Genomic DNA, 21,084 nt, shown 5'->3' with positions numbered 1-21,084 from the left:
TCTAAGGAGGCTCAATCGATTCATGCTTTTTCCTCGCTTATTGAGATCCTTTGTTTGCGATAATCAGTCGGATTGATGCCATAGAGATGGCGAAATACTTTGCTGAAATATTTTTCATCTTGAAAACCAGTTTGTTCGGCGATTTGATAAATAGGGAGATTCGTTTCGTTTAAATAATCGACAGCTTTGCGCAGCCGTATTTCTTTCAGATATTCGCCATAGGGCTTCCTCACCATTTCTTTAAAGATTTGGCTAAAGTAACTCCCACTCATTAAATACTTGGCTGCCAATTCATCGCGGCTAAAGGTGTAGTCGTTTGTTTGTTGGATATGTCGAATTGCTTTCACCAGATTAATAACGATTTCCGCCCCATATGAATGTCGCTTCATTTCGTTACGGATGGCTGTTCTAGCCTCTTTCAACCAATCTACCCAAACCGTCCATAGGTTAAATTGACTGTTGGTTTGTAAGCGCTCTCTAATTGGTTCGTTCTGTACGATTTCAAGCCAAGGGGTCCATAATCCAATCATCAAATTGTGTACTTTATTCGGCTCGTGCATGGCATGTACCATTTTTTTGAGTAATCCATCAAAATGATTATCATCATAAATCCAGCGCATATCAAGCCACTGATCTTCTACCAGCCGCCACTCTTCATCAGAATTCAATCGAAACTCAGATATCGTGTTCAGAGAAAGCTTTCCTATCTTTTGGCCGGGCTCGAATTGGTAAAATTGAATGAAAGGTACTATCATTCGAAGTTTATCATAAAAAAACGGAGTCGATTGCGGATTTTCCCCCTCAACATCCAACCAGATTGAATTATTTTTCCAAGATATAACGGATTGGGCTTGAACATATGCGTCGCTATGTTTCATGGAGGGGATGAACCACATACCGTTCTCTATTTTGATTACCAAGTCTGGTTCAATAAATTCTAAAGGGAATTGTTCGGATTTGTTATCGCTAACAAGCACATGACCGCAAATTTCATATTCCTTACGTACGCTGCTTGGAGCGGGAATTCGATTATGCTTTTCCTTGAAGATTCGGCTGGTTATTCGTTCGAGGGCATGTTCTATCGTTTCCTGATCGAGTTGTGTCTTAATGATATAATCAATGGCACCTAGTCGCAGTGCTTCCTGAATATAGCTGAAATCTTGATGGCAAGTAAGCACGACCATCCAAGTATCGGGAAAGCGTTCTCCAATCTCCTTCATCAATTCAAGACCACCCATAATGGGCATGGTCAAATCAACAAAAATAAGATCTATAGCTTGTTCCTGCAGTATTTCAAGGGCGAGTTCTCCGTTTCCCGCTTCGCCTACAATTTCAATTTCATATTGCTCCCATGGAAAAATAGAAATGATTCCTTTTCGAACAAGCTTTTCATCATCGACGATTAGGGTTTTGAGCATTAGACCACCTCAAGGTTTGTTGATCTGTTCTTGATCATTAGAGACATATATTTCAACAAACTTTTCACTAATCCTGCATTTGTATGTTGGAAACGATTTCATTGTTTTAAACAAAAAAAACTGCCTTCTCCGAATAGAAAAGCAGTGGTATATGTTATTTATTTCATAACCTTATGAATTCGAATAACAGTACTCTGAAAATCACCTCTGAGATTAACTTTAATCCCGATTTTCATTAAAGCTTTTCCGCTGAGTGGTTTCTCCACGCCTTCAACTTGATACAGAGTCTGTTCATCAAGACCCTGCAAACGAATCTTTGGAAGTTCATTTGCAAAGTTATTCGAATGTAAAAATGCAAAAACGACCGCCTCTTCTTGATTTTCACTCACATACATAGCCGAAGCCAAATGATTTTCCCTTACAGAAAGTAATCGATATAGATTTCCATGCTGAACAATCGGCCTTATTTCTTTATATAGATGAACAAGCTCTTTCGCTTCTTGCTTTTCCTCGTCACTCCATTTCAACAGGTTTTCTCCGATGCCCAAATCTCCCATCATCGCAGAATGAAACCGATAGGCCAATGATAGTTTTCTGCCATTAACCCAGTTCACTTCCTCGGAAACCCATGCTTCCATGATTTTGGCGCAATACGCATAAGAAAACCCTTCTTGAATGCGTAACCGGTCAAATGCATCATTATTATCGCTGGTCCAGACCTGATCAAAGTACTGTAATATCCCCATATCCACACGACCGCCCCCACCCGAGCAGGATTGGAAGATAACGTTCGGATGCTTTTCCTTTAACCGATCCATGATTTCATAAACGCCCCAAGCATGCCTTACCCAAATTTCCTTTTGTTCCTCTGGAGGCATTGAGGGAGCGCCTGGTTCACTAAAATTTCGATTCATGTCCCACTTGATAAAAGCAATGGCATGCTCGGAAAGCAGTCTGTCTATGGCCTCATAAATGTATTCTCTCACATCAGTTCTAGCCAGATTTAAAATAAGCTGATTTCTAATAAGCGTTCGTTCGCGCGTCTCAAAATGGTAGACCCAATCAGGGTGCGCGCGATACAAATCGCTATCGGGATTCACCATTTCCGGCTCCACCCATAGTCCGAAATCCATGCCTAGATCGTTTATTTTACGAATCAAGCCGTGCAATCCGTTCGGAAATTTAGTCGGATTTACCACCCAATCTCCAAGACCTGCTCGATCCGAATTGCGCTCACCAAACCACCCATCATCCATGACAAACAGCTCGACTCCAATAGAAGCCGCAATCTCTGCAAGTTTCAATTGTTGATTTTCATTGATATCGAAGGCGGTAGCATCCCATGAATTGTAGAGCGTTTTTCTCAGCTTTGTTCGATTCTCTATCGGCAGTACGTAGTTCCGTTGATAGGTATGAAGATTTCTGCTGGCTTCGCCAAAGCCTTTATTTACATAGCCAACGATATAGGAAGGCGTTCGAAAGGTCTCTCCAGGCTTCAAACTCCAGGAAAAATCAAAATCATTCACCCCTGCGCTAATTTTCACCATATTAAACTTGTCTTTTTCAATGACGATTTTCCAATTGCCGCTAAAAGCTAAAGCACCAAAGTAGACTTCTCCCTGTATCTCATCTGCTTTTCCACCCATATCCAACATGAAAAAGGGATTCGCAAAGTGACTGGTCGTACCTCGTCTACTTTCAAGAACAAGCTTCGTATCTGGAAGCATGACCCGACTTAATTGCATATCTGCAGGCCAACGTCCCGCAAGATACGTAAGTCTGTAATCTTTCTCCCGCGGTACGTAGATTGATCCAGTTAATGCTTGTTCCAACGTCATATTGTTCTCGCTACGATTACTAATCTCACAATACCTTTCAATGAGATCACAATCTGCGATAATCTTGTAATACAGTTTTACATGCAAGTCATAGTAGGAATCTTTCAGATTCAGTACAAGTACGTTCTCACTCATTTCAAAATCAACAAATGTCAAAATGACATCCCTCACATGATCATGAAAGGTGACTTTCAAGCTGGACTCCGTAAATTTCGCTTTCCCCCATCCCATATATTCCTCTTCGCTCAGTTCACTGCCAAGTGTATAAGGGAAATTTGCAACACTGCCTGCACTAGGGTAATCCGAGTGGTGCGGAAGCTTTTCGCCAAAATAAATATGATTAATTGTGCCTAGGTCACTTAATCCTAGCGCATAGGAGATATGATTTCCTTCTAGCACCCAAATGTTTCTGGTGGCATCGTGTTTTATCATGTTAAACACCTCGAATTGTATTGGTAGTTCCTTGTTTCGTATTGATCTCCTTAGCTGTAACTTAACCTTTCATAATTCTTATAATATTAATAACACTGTTGGACTTTATTTGAAATGCACAAAACTGAACAAAACCTGTACTTTTCTACACTAGAAAAAAAGCCCGCGATTTACGCGGACTTTTTTCTAGATCCATATAATAGAAGACACTACTTGACCTTATTGATACTGTAAATAATCCACTTCTACATAATTATTGGTAGCAGATGCGTTCCTATCGCTTCTCACGACTATTCTAATCGTGTGTGAGCCACTGGATAAGCCTGTTTTTGTATATACTGGCGTCGATACACTTCTCGTCGAGTTATACATGTCGACTGTTGAATCGAGTGTACCGTCGATATAAACGTCTGCTTTTCCATGATCACTGCCTTTAACCCCATACCATGTAATACTAGTTCCATTAAATGTGTACTGTGCTTCTCTGCCCGCAGTTGTTGTAAAGTGATCTGTATTATTGTAATAACCCGATCCAAAGCCGCTAGTCGACCAAGAGCCTGTGTATGTGAGTGCAGGGTCATCAACAATTGTTGGTGTGGTCGCCACATATTCATTTACCTCTACTTCAGCTAGAGCTAATGAATTGGTGCCTGTTAATTGAATCTTAACATATCTTCCACTTACGCCTGAAGCATTCACAGTTGTGCTTGGATTCGGATACGTAGTTTGATGGTTGGACCATACCTGCGTTTGATTTTGGTCCAATACGATTACGTTATAATCAGTTAGTCGATCACTACAACAATCCGTTCGGTTATATATTTTAATATCCCCTACATTAAATGTACTTCCCAAATCAACCATCCACCATGCCTGCGCTTCGCTATTGGTAGAGGAAACAGAGTTGTTACTCCAAATCCCATTGGTATTTCCATCTACAGCTCGGCTCGCAACTTGCGGTGCACCACTAACGGAATAGGTTGAACTTTGTGTTGCCGTTTTATTTTGAGCAATATTAGCAACATTAACTTGAATGATTGGTAAGCCAAACAGCTTAAACTCGCTAATTTTTGGAAGTGCAGATGCAGAGACAATATACAATCTCATTTTCTGAGTTACCACAGATGGGAAATTAACCCCTAGAGATGCTCCGATTGTTGTACCGCTAGCGACATCAATCCATTGAGTTCCTGTATAGGACTGGATTTTATATGCGGTTACAGCATTTCCGGTTTCTTGGATGACTGCTCTGCTCACACTAGACGGTCTTGAAAACTCCATTTGTAACCAAGCGTTTGCCGTTATTGTTGGTTTCCAATAGGTTTCTATTGCTCCGTCATTTGCACTAGAGCCATTCACTTGCACTGTATAATTGACATTAACGCCTCTATCATCCGGGATCACCACAGTCTCCGTAGTTCCGGAGTCTGCAGTTGCTGTTGCTGTCATAGAAAGATTGGCATCCGAAAATGCGCTAAACTCCTTAATTTGAGGATTATTTAACGAATTGGTTAATAATAGCCTAATCTTATTACTTCGGATATTTGGGAACAATTCCTGTTTGTTATTTCCAATTGTTGTTCCTGTTATAATATCTACCCAAGTAGCTCCTTGCAAATACTGCAACTTATAGCCTGTGATTTTTTGGCCCTGCTCCTGTATTTCTACACGGTTTACATCGGTTTCACGGTTAAATGTTACTTCCAGCCACGAGTTGCTTCCGCCATTTGCTGTCCAAACTGTGGCATTGTTGCCATCAATCGCATTGGCTGCCACATCAAATCCCGATACACTTGAAGCTGCCGCAGTGCTTCCTTTAGCAGTGTTGACTGGACCTGCAGGAATCACTTGTGTTGCTGCCGGGACAATGATATAAGCTACCTTTGCAGGCGTATTCAAATGAACACTTCCACTCGTTACATTAATTCTGTCGATATAGGACTTCCCTGACTCTGTAAGCTCATATCTGTCTACTTGCGTAACTCCTGCCCATGATGTCGGAAGCACCCAATCCCTATTGCTTCCGCCTAGGCTATACACATGAATCTTCTGTGCAGGCACTTGCAGATCAGGAATAAATCTGTCGGTACCGTCCGCAAACACGGCATTACCTTGCGTTACCATAAATTTATTGCCTTGCGTCTTATCAAGTTTTGCAATGATGTCATTGCCCCATCTTACGGCAGTCATTTGTGCATTATCGATATATTCCATCGCTGGCTGCTGTTGCAAAAACGCATTCAAATACGTATAGGTGTAGAAATCTTCGATAACAGCATTAGCAAATACATTGCTAGTCTGATATAAATTACCTGAACGGCTTGAGTTTGCAATAAGTCCGCTGAATAATTGAGCTTGATTAGTTGAACCAATGTGGTATGAAGTATGACCGGCCGTCACGAAATCATCAATTCGGGAATTTGCGTTATTTCTGTATTTATTGCTAAATTGACCATTTCTTATATGGGCAGGCTGATATCCCTCAGTGGCGATATTGATTCCAAAACTGGCATATTTTTCAAAAATCTTTGCCGTAGCCCATGCTTCGTGCACGCCGTAMACACCGTTATAGGGGCTTGTGTTATCCCACATCTGGTCATTATAAAGGATCTTAGGGGCCGGCATGCCTTGCGTTGTAAAGAAGTTATCCATCCGTGTTGGCGTGTTCCCGGCCACCCAATCCAAGAAGTAGGATTTGTTATAGAACATGTGTTGACCAAAAACAGCGGCATACTGATTTAAACCCCCGCTGCCATTACGCGAAATCACTTTTGGATCGTAGGAATYCGCTTGGTCAAGGGTGAGTTCTTGATTTAAGTGGTAGGATACTTCTCCCCCATAACTACTCATATCATCTTCTGCTTTGAGCATGGCCTGAAGACCGCCTGCACCTGGGCTTACCGGCTGTGCCCAGTCTCCCCATCTCCAGTCATGTCCGTGCTGCTGCCATCCGGCCACGGCGAATTCTGTAGGCGAACCTTCTGTTTGGTAGTAGATTTGTCTCATTTGAGGCGCAAAAATAGAATACCTTGATCTTACTTCAGAGCTAGTTGGGTTATTCGGGAAAGTGCCATGAACTTGCTGCCATGATCCTCCAGCCGCATAAATGTCCGACATGCCTTGTAACGGTTGTGGCAATTGGTCTCTTACCCAAACGGCTCCATCCTGCCAATCAACTACGCTGTTGTTATTTGAATCACCGCCAATGTAAGTTCTGCTTTCGAACAAACGCCCTGACAATACACTAGTTTCAGCACCAAGAGTAGCTCCTGCTGATGTATTAGGTTTATAAGCAAATCGATAATAATATTCTCTCTCATACAAGCCAGCGTGCTTGACGTTATTAAATGTTTGTACCTTTACCAGCAACGGTGTATCGAATAAATTATTATATACGGAACCTACAATCTTATCCGTATATGTGAATGCCCATGAACTCCAATCCGTACGATTAGTTAACGTACTAACAGCAGATATGGTATCACCATTTACTTCGCCTGTGTAGTTATTGTACTGATCTGGATTATCTTCATATTCGTAAGCAATACTCGCATTTGCCTGATCTCCCCTCGCCCTAATGGTAGGAACATCGAGCTTGAGGGACATTAGAAATGGTTCACCTGCTCCAGTAATACTTGTTATTTTCTTAACAAGCTCATTGCCTTCGAGTGAAAACTCATACGCAATATGAAGTCCGCCATGAAAACTAGGCACACTCAATGTATAGTTAACTTTCTGATCTACCTGAGTAAACGATGTAACAGTTGCAGGATATGAAGTTCCAACCGGGTTTACACTATCAGTGATATAGGCAACATGCTCTGCATTTGGATAACCTCCATAGAGAGTTCCTCCATTTGATTTTAACTGATAGTTAAGCGCTTGAGGGAAAGTCTGGTCTAAAGTAACTTTAACTTGCGCATTCTCCAATACATAACTAGCTACAGGTGCATTATCATCCGGAACAGACGGATTAACGGCGACCAAATCATATACTTTAAGATTATCGATGTAGTTTGTAGATTGTGACCAGAGCATAAAGCCTACAAGTCCCGCATGCGTAGTTCTTGTGCCTGGAAAGTTGGCGTCAGTTACTAGCTGATTATCAACATATACTCTATAATTTTCATTGTAATACTCGATACGCCATGTCTGCCAAGTGTTAGTTATAATTTTCCCATTAGAAGAAGGTAAATTGTCAGCAGCACTAAACCCGGGAGGCTTGGATCTTATTCTCATTACGCTAGAATCCTGATTGGCCAACCAGGTATAGGTACTGGGTTCAACATTTGTTGCCGTATAATTCACTCCAAAAACATATCCGGATTTCTGTGATCCATAAGTAGGTGAAGGTACAATTTTCATATCAAATTCTGCAATCGCATTTACGGGAGCCGCAGTCGAATTCGTATCTACGACAAAAATATTTGCGCCATTATCGGGAGCTTCGTTGCCATTAACTTTGAGCGCTGTTCTTCCATCTATTGTCGCTGTTGAAAATCCGCCATTAAGCGGGGTGCCAAAGTTGATCTGAACTAAGCCATTTGTGTTATCCAGATTATTACTGTATTTTAGCGCGCCTTTCGTATAAATATCACCAATTGCTGCATGTGCAGTATTTGAACTAAATGGGATATATGAAACTAGAATGAATGCCGCTAGCATAAGACACATGCTTTGTTTCAGTAGTTTGTTCCGTGACTTACTTTTCATAATATGACCTCCATTCGATTTCCTCATAACTTTTCACTCGATTTTAGTAAACATTGATGTTCATTAAATGGAAGGCAAAAACCAAGGTGCTTCACTTCAAATCTACATCCATACTTACTTTACTTATTGAAAATGTAAGCATCACTCCCCCTTCACGCGATTGAAACCGTTTACAAATAAATCCATCTAGTTTCAATTCATCATAATTATAGCCCGTTTCTTACCTCAACCACATGTACGATCTTGTAAAAAACATGGACTATTTTGGGAATACAAAAAAAGCTTGAATGTAAGACGAATCCTTCATTCAAGCATCGTGTTTTATCAGTTAAACAACTCTAAATGTATATGTAGCTCCTAGTTTCGTATTGAACGCCAACTGGCGTCCTTCATCCGTAAGCCCATAATGGACGACCTCTGAAATTCCGTTGTGCTCCTCGGTAATTGTAATGACTGCCTCTGGCCAAGGATTTTCAAGCTTACATCGACGGCCTTTTTCACTAACGATAGAAATTTCACCAACCACCCCATTACGAAGAGCAGCGCTTACCAAAAATGCGCCCACAGTACGCAATTGATTGAAACGCGCATCCTTATGCTTGGGCCAGACAGGGAACAAGCGAATGATGTCTTCATGACTTTGCATCAGCATTTCATTGATGGCAGAAGGCACGCCGCTACAGCACTCAATGCCGCCTCCGCCAAAGAAAATAAAGAGGTTCGGGAAGCTATGCTCTAAACACTGACGTCGAAGTTCGTACAAGATAATCTCGGGATCATATCCGACCCGTGCCGCAGCCGTAAATATCGTTGGAAAGCCGTTATAATCCTTCCAACGGTTAATGATAGTAATTGTATTTCTTGCAATTTCAAGAAGCTTCGGATCTGAATCCAGACCGATCGCTCCGGCCGGCCATATATGCTGAATGGCCAGTGTATTGTCATCCCACCAATCACGCCCTTGTTCCGTTAATCGGTATATCATTTTCCCTTCGCGCTCAAACGTAGGAAAATCGCTAATATGCTGCAAGATATGCGACCACTTTTCCCGTCGATTCGCGTCGAGGCCCAATTCTTTTGACATATCGAGCAGCCCTTTAAATACCGTCTGGACAACCCCTAAGGAAAGGATGGGATTCATGTCCTCGAACTCATGCAGCCACTTATCATCGGGATGTGAATCCATAAATGTTGGGACTTCGTGAATCGCATCACGATAAATGACGTAACGGTTATCTTCGAATGTCAAATAATCTTCCCAAAAGTTAGCTACATCGATCAGATATGGGTAAGCAACTTGACTAGCATATTGCAAATCATATGAATAATAGAAACGCATTAGCATATTTATTGCGCTAAGAGCCGCGTTGCTTTTCTGTCCCAAAAACAAATGACCATTCTCATATTTAAGGCTTGCCTCTGTTGTGGACAGCGCAGTAGAAAATCCTTTGGGCCCTATACCGACATCGTAGTAGATTCCGTTTTTCCCTAAATATTGTTCGGCATACTTGCGGCCATTCGGCATATATTCCAGCAGCGGCGTATCATACGGTTCACTCAATTCAATATGATTGGATGAATAAACGCCCCACCACGGCGCTTGATAATTGTAATTCAAGTGATAATCTCCAGCCCATTCAGGTTTATCTGTTGTTATCCAATTCCCAAATAAACCAGGTGGAAACTGTTTGTTCCGGCTGCAGCACGCCATGATGTAGTGAGATCCATACCAGAACTTTTCGAGCAGCTCGTCTCCGATTTTTACGGATGATTTTGCCCAAAATTCACGCCACCATGCTTCGTGCTGCTGCTTGAGCGCGGTAACAGAGGCTTCTGTTAGCTCTGAGACGCTTCTCCAACTTTCATCAAGGTAATTGTCTGACTCATGATTAGTTCTTACAACCGTAGCAATTGTCACCTTCTCACCCGGGTTAAGCACAAACTCATTGTCATGAATATTCATATTACGCATGGCAAGGACAGCCTCTGTAGGCCAATCCAAATCTGTGCCTGTAAACTTCCGCGTTGCCATCCACACATTCTCATTGAAACTGGATGCTGTAAGCGACTCATGGTTGGGCTGGACCCACAGCTCCACTTTGACTGGCAAACGAATACCATCCGATGAGAGTTCAATTATCAACACATTTTGATTAGCCGAAACCCAGGAACGGACGCTGACACTCCCTGCTTCTGTTCGGAAAGTCGATACAATCTCCGCTTCATACAAATGTTGCTCACTTGCGTAGTCAGCACCAGTGAGAAGCGGCAAATGAAGATTGATTCCACCGATTAAGCATGGACTTCCGTTTGGATATATACGCTTCGCTTTCCAAAAGTCGGTTTTCGAGATCCAGAACTTTTGCAGGTGCGGTTCTCCGCTGACAACGACTCCCACATCCCCATTGCCAATGATAGGCCCATCCACCACTTTCGTAGACGGGACATGTTGGGGTGGCGCAGTGAAAACACCATTGTATTGGGACATCTTTTCTTTATCGTTCATGCTCATAAAAAGACTCCACCTTTATTGGAATGATTAGGAGTTATGATATTTGACCGGCGAAATCGTGCACGTTTCACCTTTGCACAATCGAACCGTCAATTCCGAACCGATCTCGCAAGTTATTTCAATGATTGTTCCGTTATGTTCCATTACTAGTTTTTCTGAATTAAACCGATTTTCCACCTTGTAGATGCCATCACACTTCTCGGCAAACAACTCGACATAGTCGAGTTGACCAGCAGCTATCCTGCCTGATACAAGCACACCCATCTCGCCGCGAAATTGGTGAAATTCAGCTCCGTTAGTCCACCATTCCTTCGGCACAGCCGGGAAAGGCCGAATGACGCCGTTGTTCGTCTGCAGCAGCATCTCCTGAAGTGCATCTGCTGCCGCCATATTACCTTCCAACGTGAACGGCCGGTAATGAAATTGCGTGATTCCTGCATTTTTATAGTCGCCGTTCAGATGGAAGCCGTTAGGCGAGCACATGTATTGCCAGAATTGGCCTAGTTGGTAACGTGCTGCTCCCCCATTGCCTTGTCGGGTGTAAAGTGCGGCCATCCACGCGAATGAATATCCAACCCATAACCCTTTACCGAGCTTTTCCAGATGGGAAATCGTATCGTCAATAATTTGCTTATCTCGTACAGACCCTCGGTAATCCAATGTTTGCAGAGGATAAATCGCCATCGCATGGGAGAAATGCCTGTGGCTTTCTGGCAACCTCTCATCAGGACTGATCATCAGCCCCGATTCATCGATAGCGAGTTCAGGCAGACTAGCTAGTACGCTTACCCATTGCTCTCGCTCCAAGTCCTTGCCTAACAAATTAGCCATTTGCTCCAATCTGGCGAACAGGTACCTAAGCAGCGATAAATCGTAATTGCTGTTCGGCGTCAACCAAGAACGCAAGCTGTCATCGTGTATTTCTGGTGAACTTGACAGCGGTAAATACAGCTTGCCCTCTTCATCTGGTTGCAGCAAGTCAAGCATGCAAGCAGCTGTCTCCTTGAGGTATACATAAGCTTTGGCTTCAAGGAAATCACGATCACCAGTATATAGCCAATAATGGTCAAATGCTTGGCATAACCAAATTTGATTTGTCGGACTGAGGGAATACATCGGCCACCCGCCAAGCGGTTTGCCGTCAATGGTCATGACAGAAGGCAAGTTGATGCCCGCCGTCCCGAAAAATGACGTTGCAAACTCGTGAGCAGTTGGGCGCAAGTCCCACAGAAAATCAATAAAGCTTTCACCTTCTTGCAAATGGTTCGCCTTCAAGTAATGCCAGTAAGACAATTCCGTGTTTAAATCGTGGTGATAATCGCCCTTCCAAGGCGGCAGCAAGCCTTCATCAGCCGTCCACACGCCTTGCAGCGGCATAGGTGGAGCTCCTTTGCGCGAACAGGAGCCAAACAAATAGTTCGTTAAGTACCACATTTTTTCCATTTCAAAGTCAGAAAGCGTCAGTGCGCTTTGTTGCCAATAACGATCCCACCAGCCCGTGTGTACGTGCAGCGCTTCCTCGAAACCAGATTGCAAAGCTTTCCGTACTCTACTTTTGCCTTCCTCGAACCAGTCATCGCCGTCCAAATTGGAAGCAACCGTATATACCCACTGGATGTCCTGATCTGTCTGCTGAAGCTTTGCAACCACTATCGCATAGGCTAAGCCATGGCTCGTTCGTTGCAAGAACCATTGCGTTCCTTCGTCGCTGCCGAACTCCGCAGCCGGATAGCCAAGAGAAGCTAAAGATATTTCAAAAGAAGAATGAATATCCGTTCGTTCATTCAACTTGCCCGTATAATCGGGTGGAACAAGCTGCAGGCTTACTTGATTTACTGCATCGCCCTGCAACCGAATATATCCGAGCCCTGATTCGGCATGTAAATAGCTTTCCAGTTTGGAATGCGTAGTCGCGCCGTCATTTGGCCAGCTTACTTCTGCCTTCGCTTCGAGGACATTCAGCTTGAATGCTATTGTTTCCGTCGCATACACGCCATTTAGTTCAATTCGGCCAGCTGGCAGTTTTGTCGGGTTCGGATGAGAGCTGAAGAAATCACTAAATCGGCGTGATATTTCACTCTGATTTTGATTTCTTACAAGTTCAACCAAGTGACTGTATGTAAAATTGGGATCCAAAACTTCTGTAGCTAGTCTCGTATCCCATAAATCTCCGCGGTCCAAGCTGAATTTGATTGGTGAACTATTGGAATCCCCGCCCCAAACGAGGCACCCGGTTAAACCGTTCCCTAAGGGAAGCGCTTCATCCCAACGTTGTATCGGTCCCCGAAACAACAAATCGTGGCGTTCATCAGGTAATTTCAGATCCGAGTTCATCTTCATATGTTCTCCATTCAAGGTATTACCGGTGATCGTAACTTCACTGCATGCTGTCAATCGAATCATTGAGGCTCCCATCTGCTGCTGTGCGCATAATGCAGTAATTTCATTATTGATAAATCTTAAATCCCGCGTACTCTTCGCTGCAAGTACAGGTGCATCCAGCGTTTGAAACACATTATTCTCAATATGAATATTGGTGTGAACGGGAACATCTGCTTCTACAACCCTATTCTCTGGAGCGATCAAAATAACTGGATTTTCGCTGTTGCCGCACTCGATAAATCGATTGTCACGGATGGTGACATCCTTGACCATGCCGGACTCATACCAACTTTCCGCATCATTGGCAATGAGAACTGCACTCATAGCTGTACGTTCGAATACATTGCCTACTATCGAAACCTTACGCCGCGTAGAGATTAGGATGCCTCGTGTCGGTATAGCTGCAAAATGATTGTTTCTGATCTCCACTTCCGGTGTCCACGTCACGTTCTCAATGACATCATCCGCTTCAATCGTTTCAGGCAACGTCTGCTCTAGTGTAAGCAATATTTCCCGTGTGCTAATGAATTCTGCCGATTTCACCATACCGCTGGCATATGTAGTTAGCGAGCCTATACGAATAAATTCAATCATATCCCTTGGGAAAAAAGCCTCAAATCCGTAACTTTGCCCATGCATAAACTTAACAAGCAGCTGATGGGGAGCCCGCTTCTCTAAGATACGCAGATGAGTACCATGGACGTTAATGGCATCGTCATGTGCCCCTTCCAAGTGACTATTCGTAACGGCAATTGTCCCGCGACATCCCGAGAAGTGCATGAAATCAGCAAAAGCAGCAGCCTTGCGTCCGCTTTCAGGACGAGGAGCCAACTTCATTTCGTTGAAGGTTAGATTTTCGCTAAACTGGCCAACCATGCCTAATCCATGCATATAATGCATACCGACATTGTTCCAAGCGATTTTAATGCTCTTATGAATAAACACCCCTACTTGATCACGTATGCCGTCTCGAACCTGCAGCACCCGACCGGCAACCGTTGCCGGAAGAGCGTCGTAATACAACCTTAGCCTGCAAGGTTCTTGTTCTTCAACACGAACAGCATTCGCAATCCAATTGGCGCAGCGCCAAGTCGTATGTGTGAGCGGATCATATTCCTGCATAGGACCACTATGAAACCGCCAGCCTTCACCAATCCAGAACAGTTTCCCATCCTGAATCTCGTAACGTGATGTAGGATGAACCTTTACATCGATATAATCGTTTCCGCTCGCTTTAACAGTCATTTCCGCCATTGTCGGATGCGCAAAATCGGTATTTACGTTGCGAATTTCAATATTCTCACATTGATCTAATACGATCATTGTTTGTTTGCCATGAAACATAAATAGCGATCCGTTACCCTCGACAATGATATTTTTCATGTTTCTAAATAAAATGCCGATTGTTTTCGTTACATCTTCATTTTCTTCCTCAGTAGCTGTGTTAGAGATGTAATAAGGAATTCTGGCAGCATGCTGTGGGTAAAAATCATAGCGTCCTTTTGGAAATGCAAGGATAACTAACCCATCCAAGTGTGAAACGGCTTCGAGAGCACTCTGCACAGCTTTTACTGTATCCTCACCTGAGTCAGGTTTCCCACCGAATTCTGTTATATCAACGACAACTCGTTCAGAATCGACTGTTTTTCGTGAAATCAATTTGCATCCATCCTTCTAGCGTAATTATGAGCCTAGAATCCTAAAATCGATATTCGTTGGAGGAGGGAATTTCGCCTTTGCCTCTTCGAGCAGTTGATCCGTTAGCGCTTCATTTCTAGCGTGAGCGAGTTTTCTGGCATGATACTTATACCACAACTCGATAATCAACACTTCCCCTTCACGGATTACGGCGAATTCCTTTGTGAACAATTGATTAACGAATTCATCCTTACCTAGTTCAAGAGCGGCAGCACCAACGATGATTTGTATACGATCGCTATTGGCATCATTTTCATTTAAAGACTCGTATATTTCCCAAGCTTTTTCATAGCTTTCACTTTGTATTAATAGATTAAGGTACTCTTCTACAAAAGCTCTATCTGGGAACTCATTATGAATATGGTATGACTTCTCCATAAATAGCTGCGCCAATTGATAATTCTCGCGATGTTTCATAACTGCTGCAAGATTCCTATACACCCAGGCTGAAGGCTTAAGTTCCAACGATCTTTCCCACGCGGCTATTGCTTCATTCTCCATACCTCTCTCATAATACATAACGCCGAGATGCATATAAGCATTCCACGTTTGATTCTCCTTAGATTTGAGACTTTCTTGGAGCATTTCCAACCACTCGTCCTGAATCATCCATGAGGCGGGAACATCCTTTACATCGTGCTCAGGGAGATGTCCTTCTTGTAATAGGACAAGCCAGTCGTATTGGTCCGACAAAACGGTTTCTGGAAAATAAAAGCCTTCCGGGACATCCCTTTTTTCCATAGTTAGTCTGCGCATTCGCTCTAATGTTCCCCAACCAGAACCTGCATGCAAGATCACTTCAGGCATTTTATCGGCAAAAGCTTGCAACTTATCGTGGATATCATAGACGTCATCCTCACTCAAAATTTCGTCCACACAGGATTGAACATAGCTGCATGCTTCATCCCAATTCGTTTGGTCAGCCTTCTCGCAATTCACCTTTGTTTGGCCAATCATTTGTGTAAAATCCCATACCGTATTGGCAGGCATATCGAGGCCGTGAAGCTGAGTTGGAGCGAATCCGCCCTGCACTTCGATATAATTGCCCTCGCCAGGCTTTGCTAAGAAGTCACACCAGCGTCTCCCGCCTGGATGGTTACCCCAACAAAACATTTTGCGATATCTTAACAACGATGTAGATCGTTCGTAAAACAAGTTCCCATTCTCATAGGCTACAGCTTCCCATGGCGATTTGGTCAATTCGGAAGTTTGGAAGAAATACTCATTCGCAAAAGGAAATTGCATCGGATATGAAACATCCGTATTGGGCACAGATGGCAAGTGAGGCAGGTGATCGACTCCAAAACCAGGCAGCTTATGATCGATGTAGATCACTTCACTTGTGGATGAAAAAATGCGCGATTTTTCCGTTTCTTTAACGGCAATATTCGTCCACCAGTACATCGGAACCGACATTTGATTGTCGTTAATGATGCGCACATAAATGCCCAGCTTATCGGCCCCAGCAGGTAAATGAAAATCAATATGCCAGAATACATTTTTACAACGCTCATATTCATAGATTCGCAGAAATTCATTTCCTTCATCATCGGTTAGCTTCGCAGCATGCATGGAAGAGCATGTCGTAAACGTATGCCCGATCTGCCCAATGTTCCACTCAATTCCTCCTGAAAACCAAGCATTTAAGATGGCCAAATTTGCAGGTTGGAACACAGGATTCTTATATAAAATGTCTTCATCCGTTCTTTTATCTTTGAGTGAATACAGTCTCCCGCCATATTCAGGTAGGAAAACAGCTTGCAGTATGTCATTTTCCAGAACAATCGTTTTGATACTGATTTCTTTGCGATTTCTTGTGTATCTGTCCTGGATGCGGTATGGCAAATACCTTTCGCCGGTTTCATAGCCCATATTTACTTTTAAAGTATCTGTAAAGCTGCCATTTTCTTTTACTTCTCTATGATGATTCCTGTTTCTGAACATAGGAAGAGGATTAACGCCTTCTAAGGTCGCGCCTTCAATCAATAAAGTTGAGTTATAAACATTGTTTTTCATTATCCTTTCAGCTCCCATCAGCTTTCGAAGTTAAATTCCGCAATTGGCCAGATACGATCTCAACGCGATCCTGCCACTGGGAGACCGTCATCGTTTTGTTCATCACGTTTCCGATGGAAATCCAGAGCGCTTCATCGATACTCACCGATGTATTCGGTGTCAATTTCCATTGAAGCATTAGCGGCTTTACACCATGATCAAAAATTTTCATTGCATCATAAAAAACAGAATCTATATATGGCTTTGCCATCTCAACGCCGTTTTTTACTGCAATGACACCTTTGGACTTCTCTGCATTTAGTCTGACGATCTCGTCTTTATACTGATAGCGCAAAAATTCTTTCGCTAGCTCGATATTTTTGGCTTTGGCCGGAATATAAAAATCGTATAGTTCGATTTTCGCGTACTGTTGATCACCGTTATAGAATACGGGGGGAGCCATGAAGCCGAATTGAAAGCCCTCCTCGCGCGGCGCATCTTTCATTTCATTCTCAATCCATGTTCCACAAGGAATAAACAGCGCTTTACCTAGCAGAAACGCGCTTTGCGCTTGTGTATGGTTCATGGCAACCGTGCCTGGCATCAGGTAACCTTTTTGCGCGATGGTGTAGAAAATATCCATGGCCTTCGTTATCGCATGCGATTTAAAAGCACCGCGTTCATAGTTCATCGCTTGGGTCACTGCATCGATACCGCCAATAGAAGCAGCCGTTGACCAAAATATCGCTTCATTGTAACCGGCGCCTGACCCTTGATAAGTGAAAAGCGATCTTCCTTCTCCTTTCGCCACTTCGCCGAGGGCCATAAATTCATCCCATGTTTCCGGCACTTTCCAGCCTTTCTTGTCAAATAACGCCTTATTGTAGATCAATCCTAAAGGAGACATATAGGCTGGTGCATAGTAAATTTTGCCGTCTCCTAATTTTTTGGAATAGTCAAGAACGCCATCAATCAATTTATTTTTAAGCGGTACATCTGATTCCAGCGCATTCCCCTCGAAAACATCGGTTAAATCGAGTAATCGCCTGTCTTTCAACATTTGATTAATAATGCCAGTGCTTTCATTTGGAGGCATGTAAATGAAATCAGGAGGGTTACCCGCAACGATTTGCGGTTTTAATATTTCCATAATTTTCGGACTGGTTGTCAGATTAATCTTTACTCCTGGATAGTCCGCTTCAAATTTTTGTTTCACGGCAACCCAATACTCTTTTCCTTGGCCACCTTCGAATGCAGCTACATTCAGTTGTTTATTGGCAAATTCTTTTTTGGGCTTTATGGCAGCATCTAATGGCTTACTTGAGCTCTTCGAGTTTCCATTGTTCTCTGACAAGTTGCTGCAGCCCGCTAAAACCGATATAAGCAGGAGAATGCTAATCCAAACAGCATACTGTTTACTTACATGTACACGCATAAGTGTATTCCCCTTTTATTTTACTGCTAACTAAGAAGCAATCTCTTACGAAAATCCGATGGACTCATTCCTAGCGTTTTTTTGAATAGTCTGTTGAAGTAAAATGGATCATCAATACCGACCAAAGCTGAAACTTCTTTCACTCTCACATCTGGTTGTTTTAACAATTCAACTGCATAGTTGATTTTGAGTTCATTGAGGTATTGCACAATACTTTTTCCTGTATCCTGTTTAAACACACGACACAGATAACTGATGTTCATGTTGACCTCATTAGCCAGCATTTCTAAAGTTACCTTGTCATCTAAACGCTCTTGCATAATATGGATGACTCGCAGCACTTCTTTCCGGCAATTCCGGCTCTTCACTTGCTGCAAGCGTAAGACAGCTTCTTGCAACGATTGTTCGACAGATGAATGAAAGTCCTCGAAGGTTTCCGCTTTCATGACTTGCCGCTTCAGAAACTCAGGTAAGGTATAACTTGAATCTCTCATTTTTACTTCACTGGATCCCGTCTTCCTCTCCCATTTCACGATCATGTTATCCAAATCCGTCAAAAGAACCAGAATAGACTGTTTCAAAACGACCGGATCGCACATCACTTCTCTCATTTCAATCATGATTGCTGCAAGGGAATCGGATAACCGCGTCACATCGCCCTCTTCGATTAAATTTTTCAACTCGTTCGACCATTCTGTATGGTTTAGAAGTGACAACGTTGTTTGAAAGTTCAGCTTACAAGCCATGATCACAGAGCCAGGGCCCATATAGAAGGTACCAGCCGCTGCTTGACGACATTTTGCAAACTGCTCACGAAGCTGAACGAAGCCGTTAAATGATTCGCTTAACGCCACACTTATGCTTAAATTCAAATATAGAGACATTAATTGAATCAGGTTGTTAGCCAGTGATATCCAGTTCACTTCTTCTTTCTTATCCAACTCATTTACAATTACGGTATAGTGCCCATCTCCATTCTCAACCAATTCAATGGCACACCGATCGGAAATGGCTTCCTTGATAATATTAGCAACGGAGAAATTGAGCAGTTTTTTGTTCTTTATCCTACCGGTGGTCAATGCTTGTTCATAACGATCTATCTTGATATAAATAAGATGGCCCACCAGTTTATCTGCAGATACGCCGAATTTCTCAGTTGTCTTCAACGCATCATCCAAATATTTTTCATCTTCTTGGAGCAGCTCAATCCACATATGGTTTCTTTGTAAAAGCTGTTTCTCATTCAACTCGACTCGGATATGGAAGTTGTTCTCGGAGCGTTTGCGTTCTTCCGATAATAACTCTGTAGCCTTCACCAATACCGAGAGTAATTCGTTCGGTTTAAGTGTCACTTTCAACAGATAATCAACAGCACCCAGTTTCATTGCATCACGTACTAACTCGTAATCTCCAAAGTTACTGAGCACAACGATTTTCCCTTCGAATTCTCTTTCACGAAGTATTCGAATGAGTTCTAGACCGTCCATGTTGGGCATCTTTAAATCGGTGATCACAATATCAGGCTTATTATTCGCAATAGCCTCTAGCGCTTGCAAACCGTCCGCAACGGTGCCGATCAATTCAAAGCCATTTTCCTGCCATTTGATAATCGTACTTAGCGCGATCCTTACTATTTTCTCATCATCTACAACTAAAACACGCAGCATAACCTCATTCTCCTTTCGTAGAAATGTAAGGGATCGTTATGACGATGTCTGTTCCGCGATCTGGTTCACTAGTAATGTCTAAGCCATATATGTCGCCATAATGCAATTGAATACGTTCACGAACATTGCTAATCCCAATGTTAGCCAATCGGTTCGTCGATGGCTTTGCATCGAAATCCAAAAGCTGTTGAAGCTTTTCTTTCGTAATCCCCTTCCCGTTGTCGCTTACTACTATTTGGATATCATTCTGGATTCGCTCTGCAGAAATTGTAATCATAGGTTCTCTATTCAATCCCTCTAGCCCATGAATGATAGCGTTTTCTACGATGGGTTGAAGCAAAAACTTGAGCACATGAGCATTCATTAACTCTTCCGGGATCAGATACTGCATTTGCAAGGAGGTGCCATAACGGACTTGCTGAATGACGATATAATTGGATATGTTATGTATTTCATCCCCTAATGTAACTTGTTCATCCTTGTGAACGATCGTATTCCGTAGCAATTCCGCTAATGCGCCCAGCCCTTCACTTACACTATCCGCTTGACTAAGCATTGCCGCCCATTTGAGCGAATTCAGTGTATTGAACAAAAAGTGCGGATTGATTTGTGCTTGAAGCATTTTCAATTCGGCTTCTCGCTTATTTGCCTGCTCTACCTTGACCTTATCGATCAATTGATCAAGTTCCTGTATCATTTCGTTGAATTTCCCTGACAAATGTCCAATTTCGTCTTGACCCTCGTCAAAAATAATCGTTTTAAAGTTGCCATCCATGACGCGAACGGTAGCATTGTTCAGCTTTCTTAACGGTGATGAAATACTCGTAGTGATTATTGTAGTAAATATGAGTGCGAATATTAGACACACAACAATGACAAGAATAATGGTCAACGCGATATCTTTGGATTCTGCATCAAGGTACGTAAAAGGGATTAAGCCAATCAAATACCAATTTAATGCTTCATCATGCACATAGGACGCAAAGTACCGTTT

General features: G+C 42.8%; 9 protein-coding genes. All 9 read right to left on the bottom strand.

Going from position 1 to position 21,084, the window contains the following annotated elements; translation table 11 throughout:
* Window positions 1-20: 20 nt before the first annotated feature.
* A complete protein-coding gene (locus tag AC1DVJ_RS14680; RefSeq protein ID WP_477591862.1) occupies window positions 21-1,418 on the bottom strand; it encodes a response regulator transcription factor in 1,398 nt (465 codons plus the stop codon).
* Between the two features lie 158 nt (window positions 1,419-1,576).
* Complete coding sequence (locus AC1DVJ_RS14675) at window positions 1,577-3,688, bottom strand: alpha-galactosidase (RefSeq protein WP_477591860.1); 2,112 nt, start codon at window positions 3,686-3,688, stop codon at window positions 1,577-1,579.
* 219 nt (window positions 3,689-3,907) lie between these two features.
* Complete coding sequence (locus AC1DVJ_RS14670; RefSeq protein ID WP_477591858.1) at window positions 3,908-8,401, bottom strand: discoidin domain-containing protein; 4,494 nt, start codon at window positions 8,399-8,401, stop codon at window positions 3,908-3,910.
* A gap of 328 nt (window positions 8,402-8,729) precedes the next feature.
* Entirely contained in the window at window positions 8,730-10,913 is a 2,184-nt protein-coding gene (locus AC1DVJ_RS14665; RefSeq protein ID WP_477591856.1) for a glycosyl hydrolase family 95 catalytic domain-containing protein, read from the bottom strand.
* A gap of 27 nt (window positions 10,914-10,940) precedes the next feature.
* Complete coding sequence (locus AC1DVJ_RS14660; RefSeq protein WP_477591854.1) at window positions 10,941-14,954, bottom strand: glycosyl hydrolase family 95 catalytic domain-containing protein; 4,014 nt, start codon at window positions 14,952-14,954, stop codon at window positions 10,941-10,943.
* Between the two features lie 24 nt (window positions 14,955-14,978).
* Complete coding sequence (locus AC1DVJ_RS14655) at window positions 14,979-17,009, bottom strand: DUF5107 domain-containing protein (RefSeq protein ID WP_477591852.1); 2,031 nt, start codon at window positions 17,007-17,009, stop codon at window positions 14,979-14,981.
* A gap of 7 nt (window positions 17,010-17,016) precedes the next feature.
* On the bottom strand, window positions 17,017-18,423 hold the full coding sequence (locus AC1DVJ_RS14650; RefSeq protein WP_477591850.1) for a carbohydrate ABC transporter substrate-binding protein: 1,407 nt from the start codon (window positions 18,421-18,423) through the stop codon (window positions 17,017-17,019).
* A 26-nt stretch (window positions 18,424-18,449) separates the two neighbouring features.
* Window positions 18,450-20,090 (bottom strand): response regulator transcription factor, encoded by a 1,641-nt coding sequence (locus AC1DVJ_RS14645; protein WP_477591848.1) that lies wholly within the window; start codon window positions 20,088-20,090, stop codon window positions 18,450-18,452.
* Window positions 20,091-20,094: 4 nt separating this feature from the next.
* A partial coding sequence (locus AC1DVJ_RS14640; RefSeq protein ID WP_477591846.1) for a sensor histidine kinase occupies window positions 20,095-21,084 on the bottom strand: 990 nt, incomplete at its 5' end.

The sequence above is a fragment of the Paenibacillus sp. P4_A9 genome, from assembly GCF_056402415.1.
This window is presented reverse-complemented; position numbering and strand designations above follow the sequence as displayed.

What these genes read in the sequence shown, in the direction of transcription:
- AC1DVJ_RS14665 (WP_477591856.1), bottom strand. Translation starts at nt 10,913, where the DNA reads ATGAGCATGAACGATAAAGAAAAGATGTCCCAATACAATGGTGTTTTC.
- AC1DVJ_RS14675 (WP_477591860.1), bottom strand. Translation starts at nt 3,688, where the DNA reads ATGATAAAACACGATGCCACCAGAAACATTTGGGTGCTAGAAGGAAAT.
- AC1DVJ_RS14655 (WP_477591852.1), bottom strand. Translation starts at nt 17,009, where the DNA reads ATGAAAAACAATGTTTATAACTCAACTTTATTGATTGAAGGCGCGACC.
- AC1DVJ_RS14650 (WP_477591850.1), bottom strand. Translation starts at nt 18,423, where the DNA reads ATGCGTGTACATGTAAGTAAACAGTATGCTGTTTGGATTAGCATTCTC.
- AC1DVJ_RS14680 (WP_477591862.1), bottom strand. Translation starts at nt 1,418, where the DNA reads ATGCTCAAAACCCTAATCGTCGATGATGAAAAGCTTGTTCGAAAAGGA.
- AC1DVJ_RS14645 (WP_477591848.1), bottom strand. Translation starts at nt 20,090, where the DNA reads ATGCTGCGTGTTTTAGTTGTAGATGATGAGAAAATAGTAAGGATCGCG.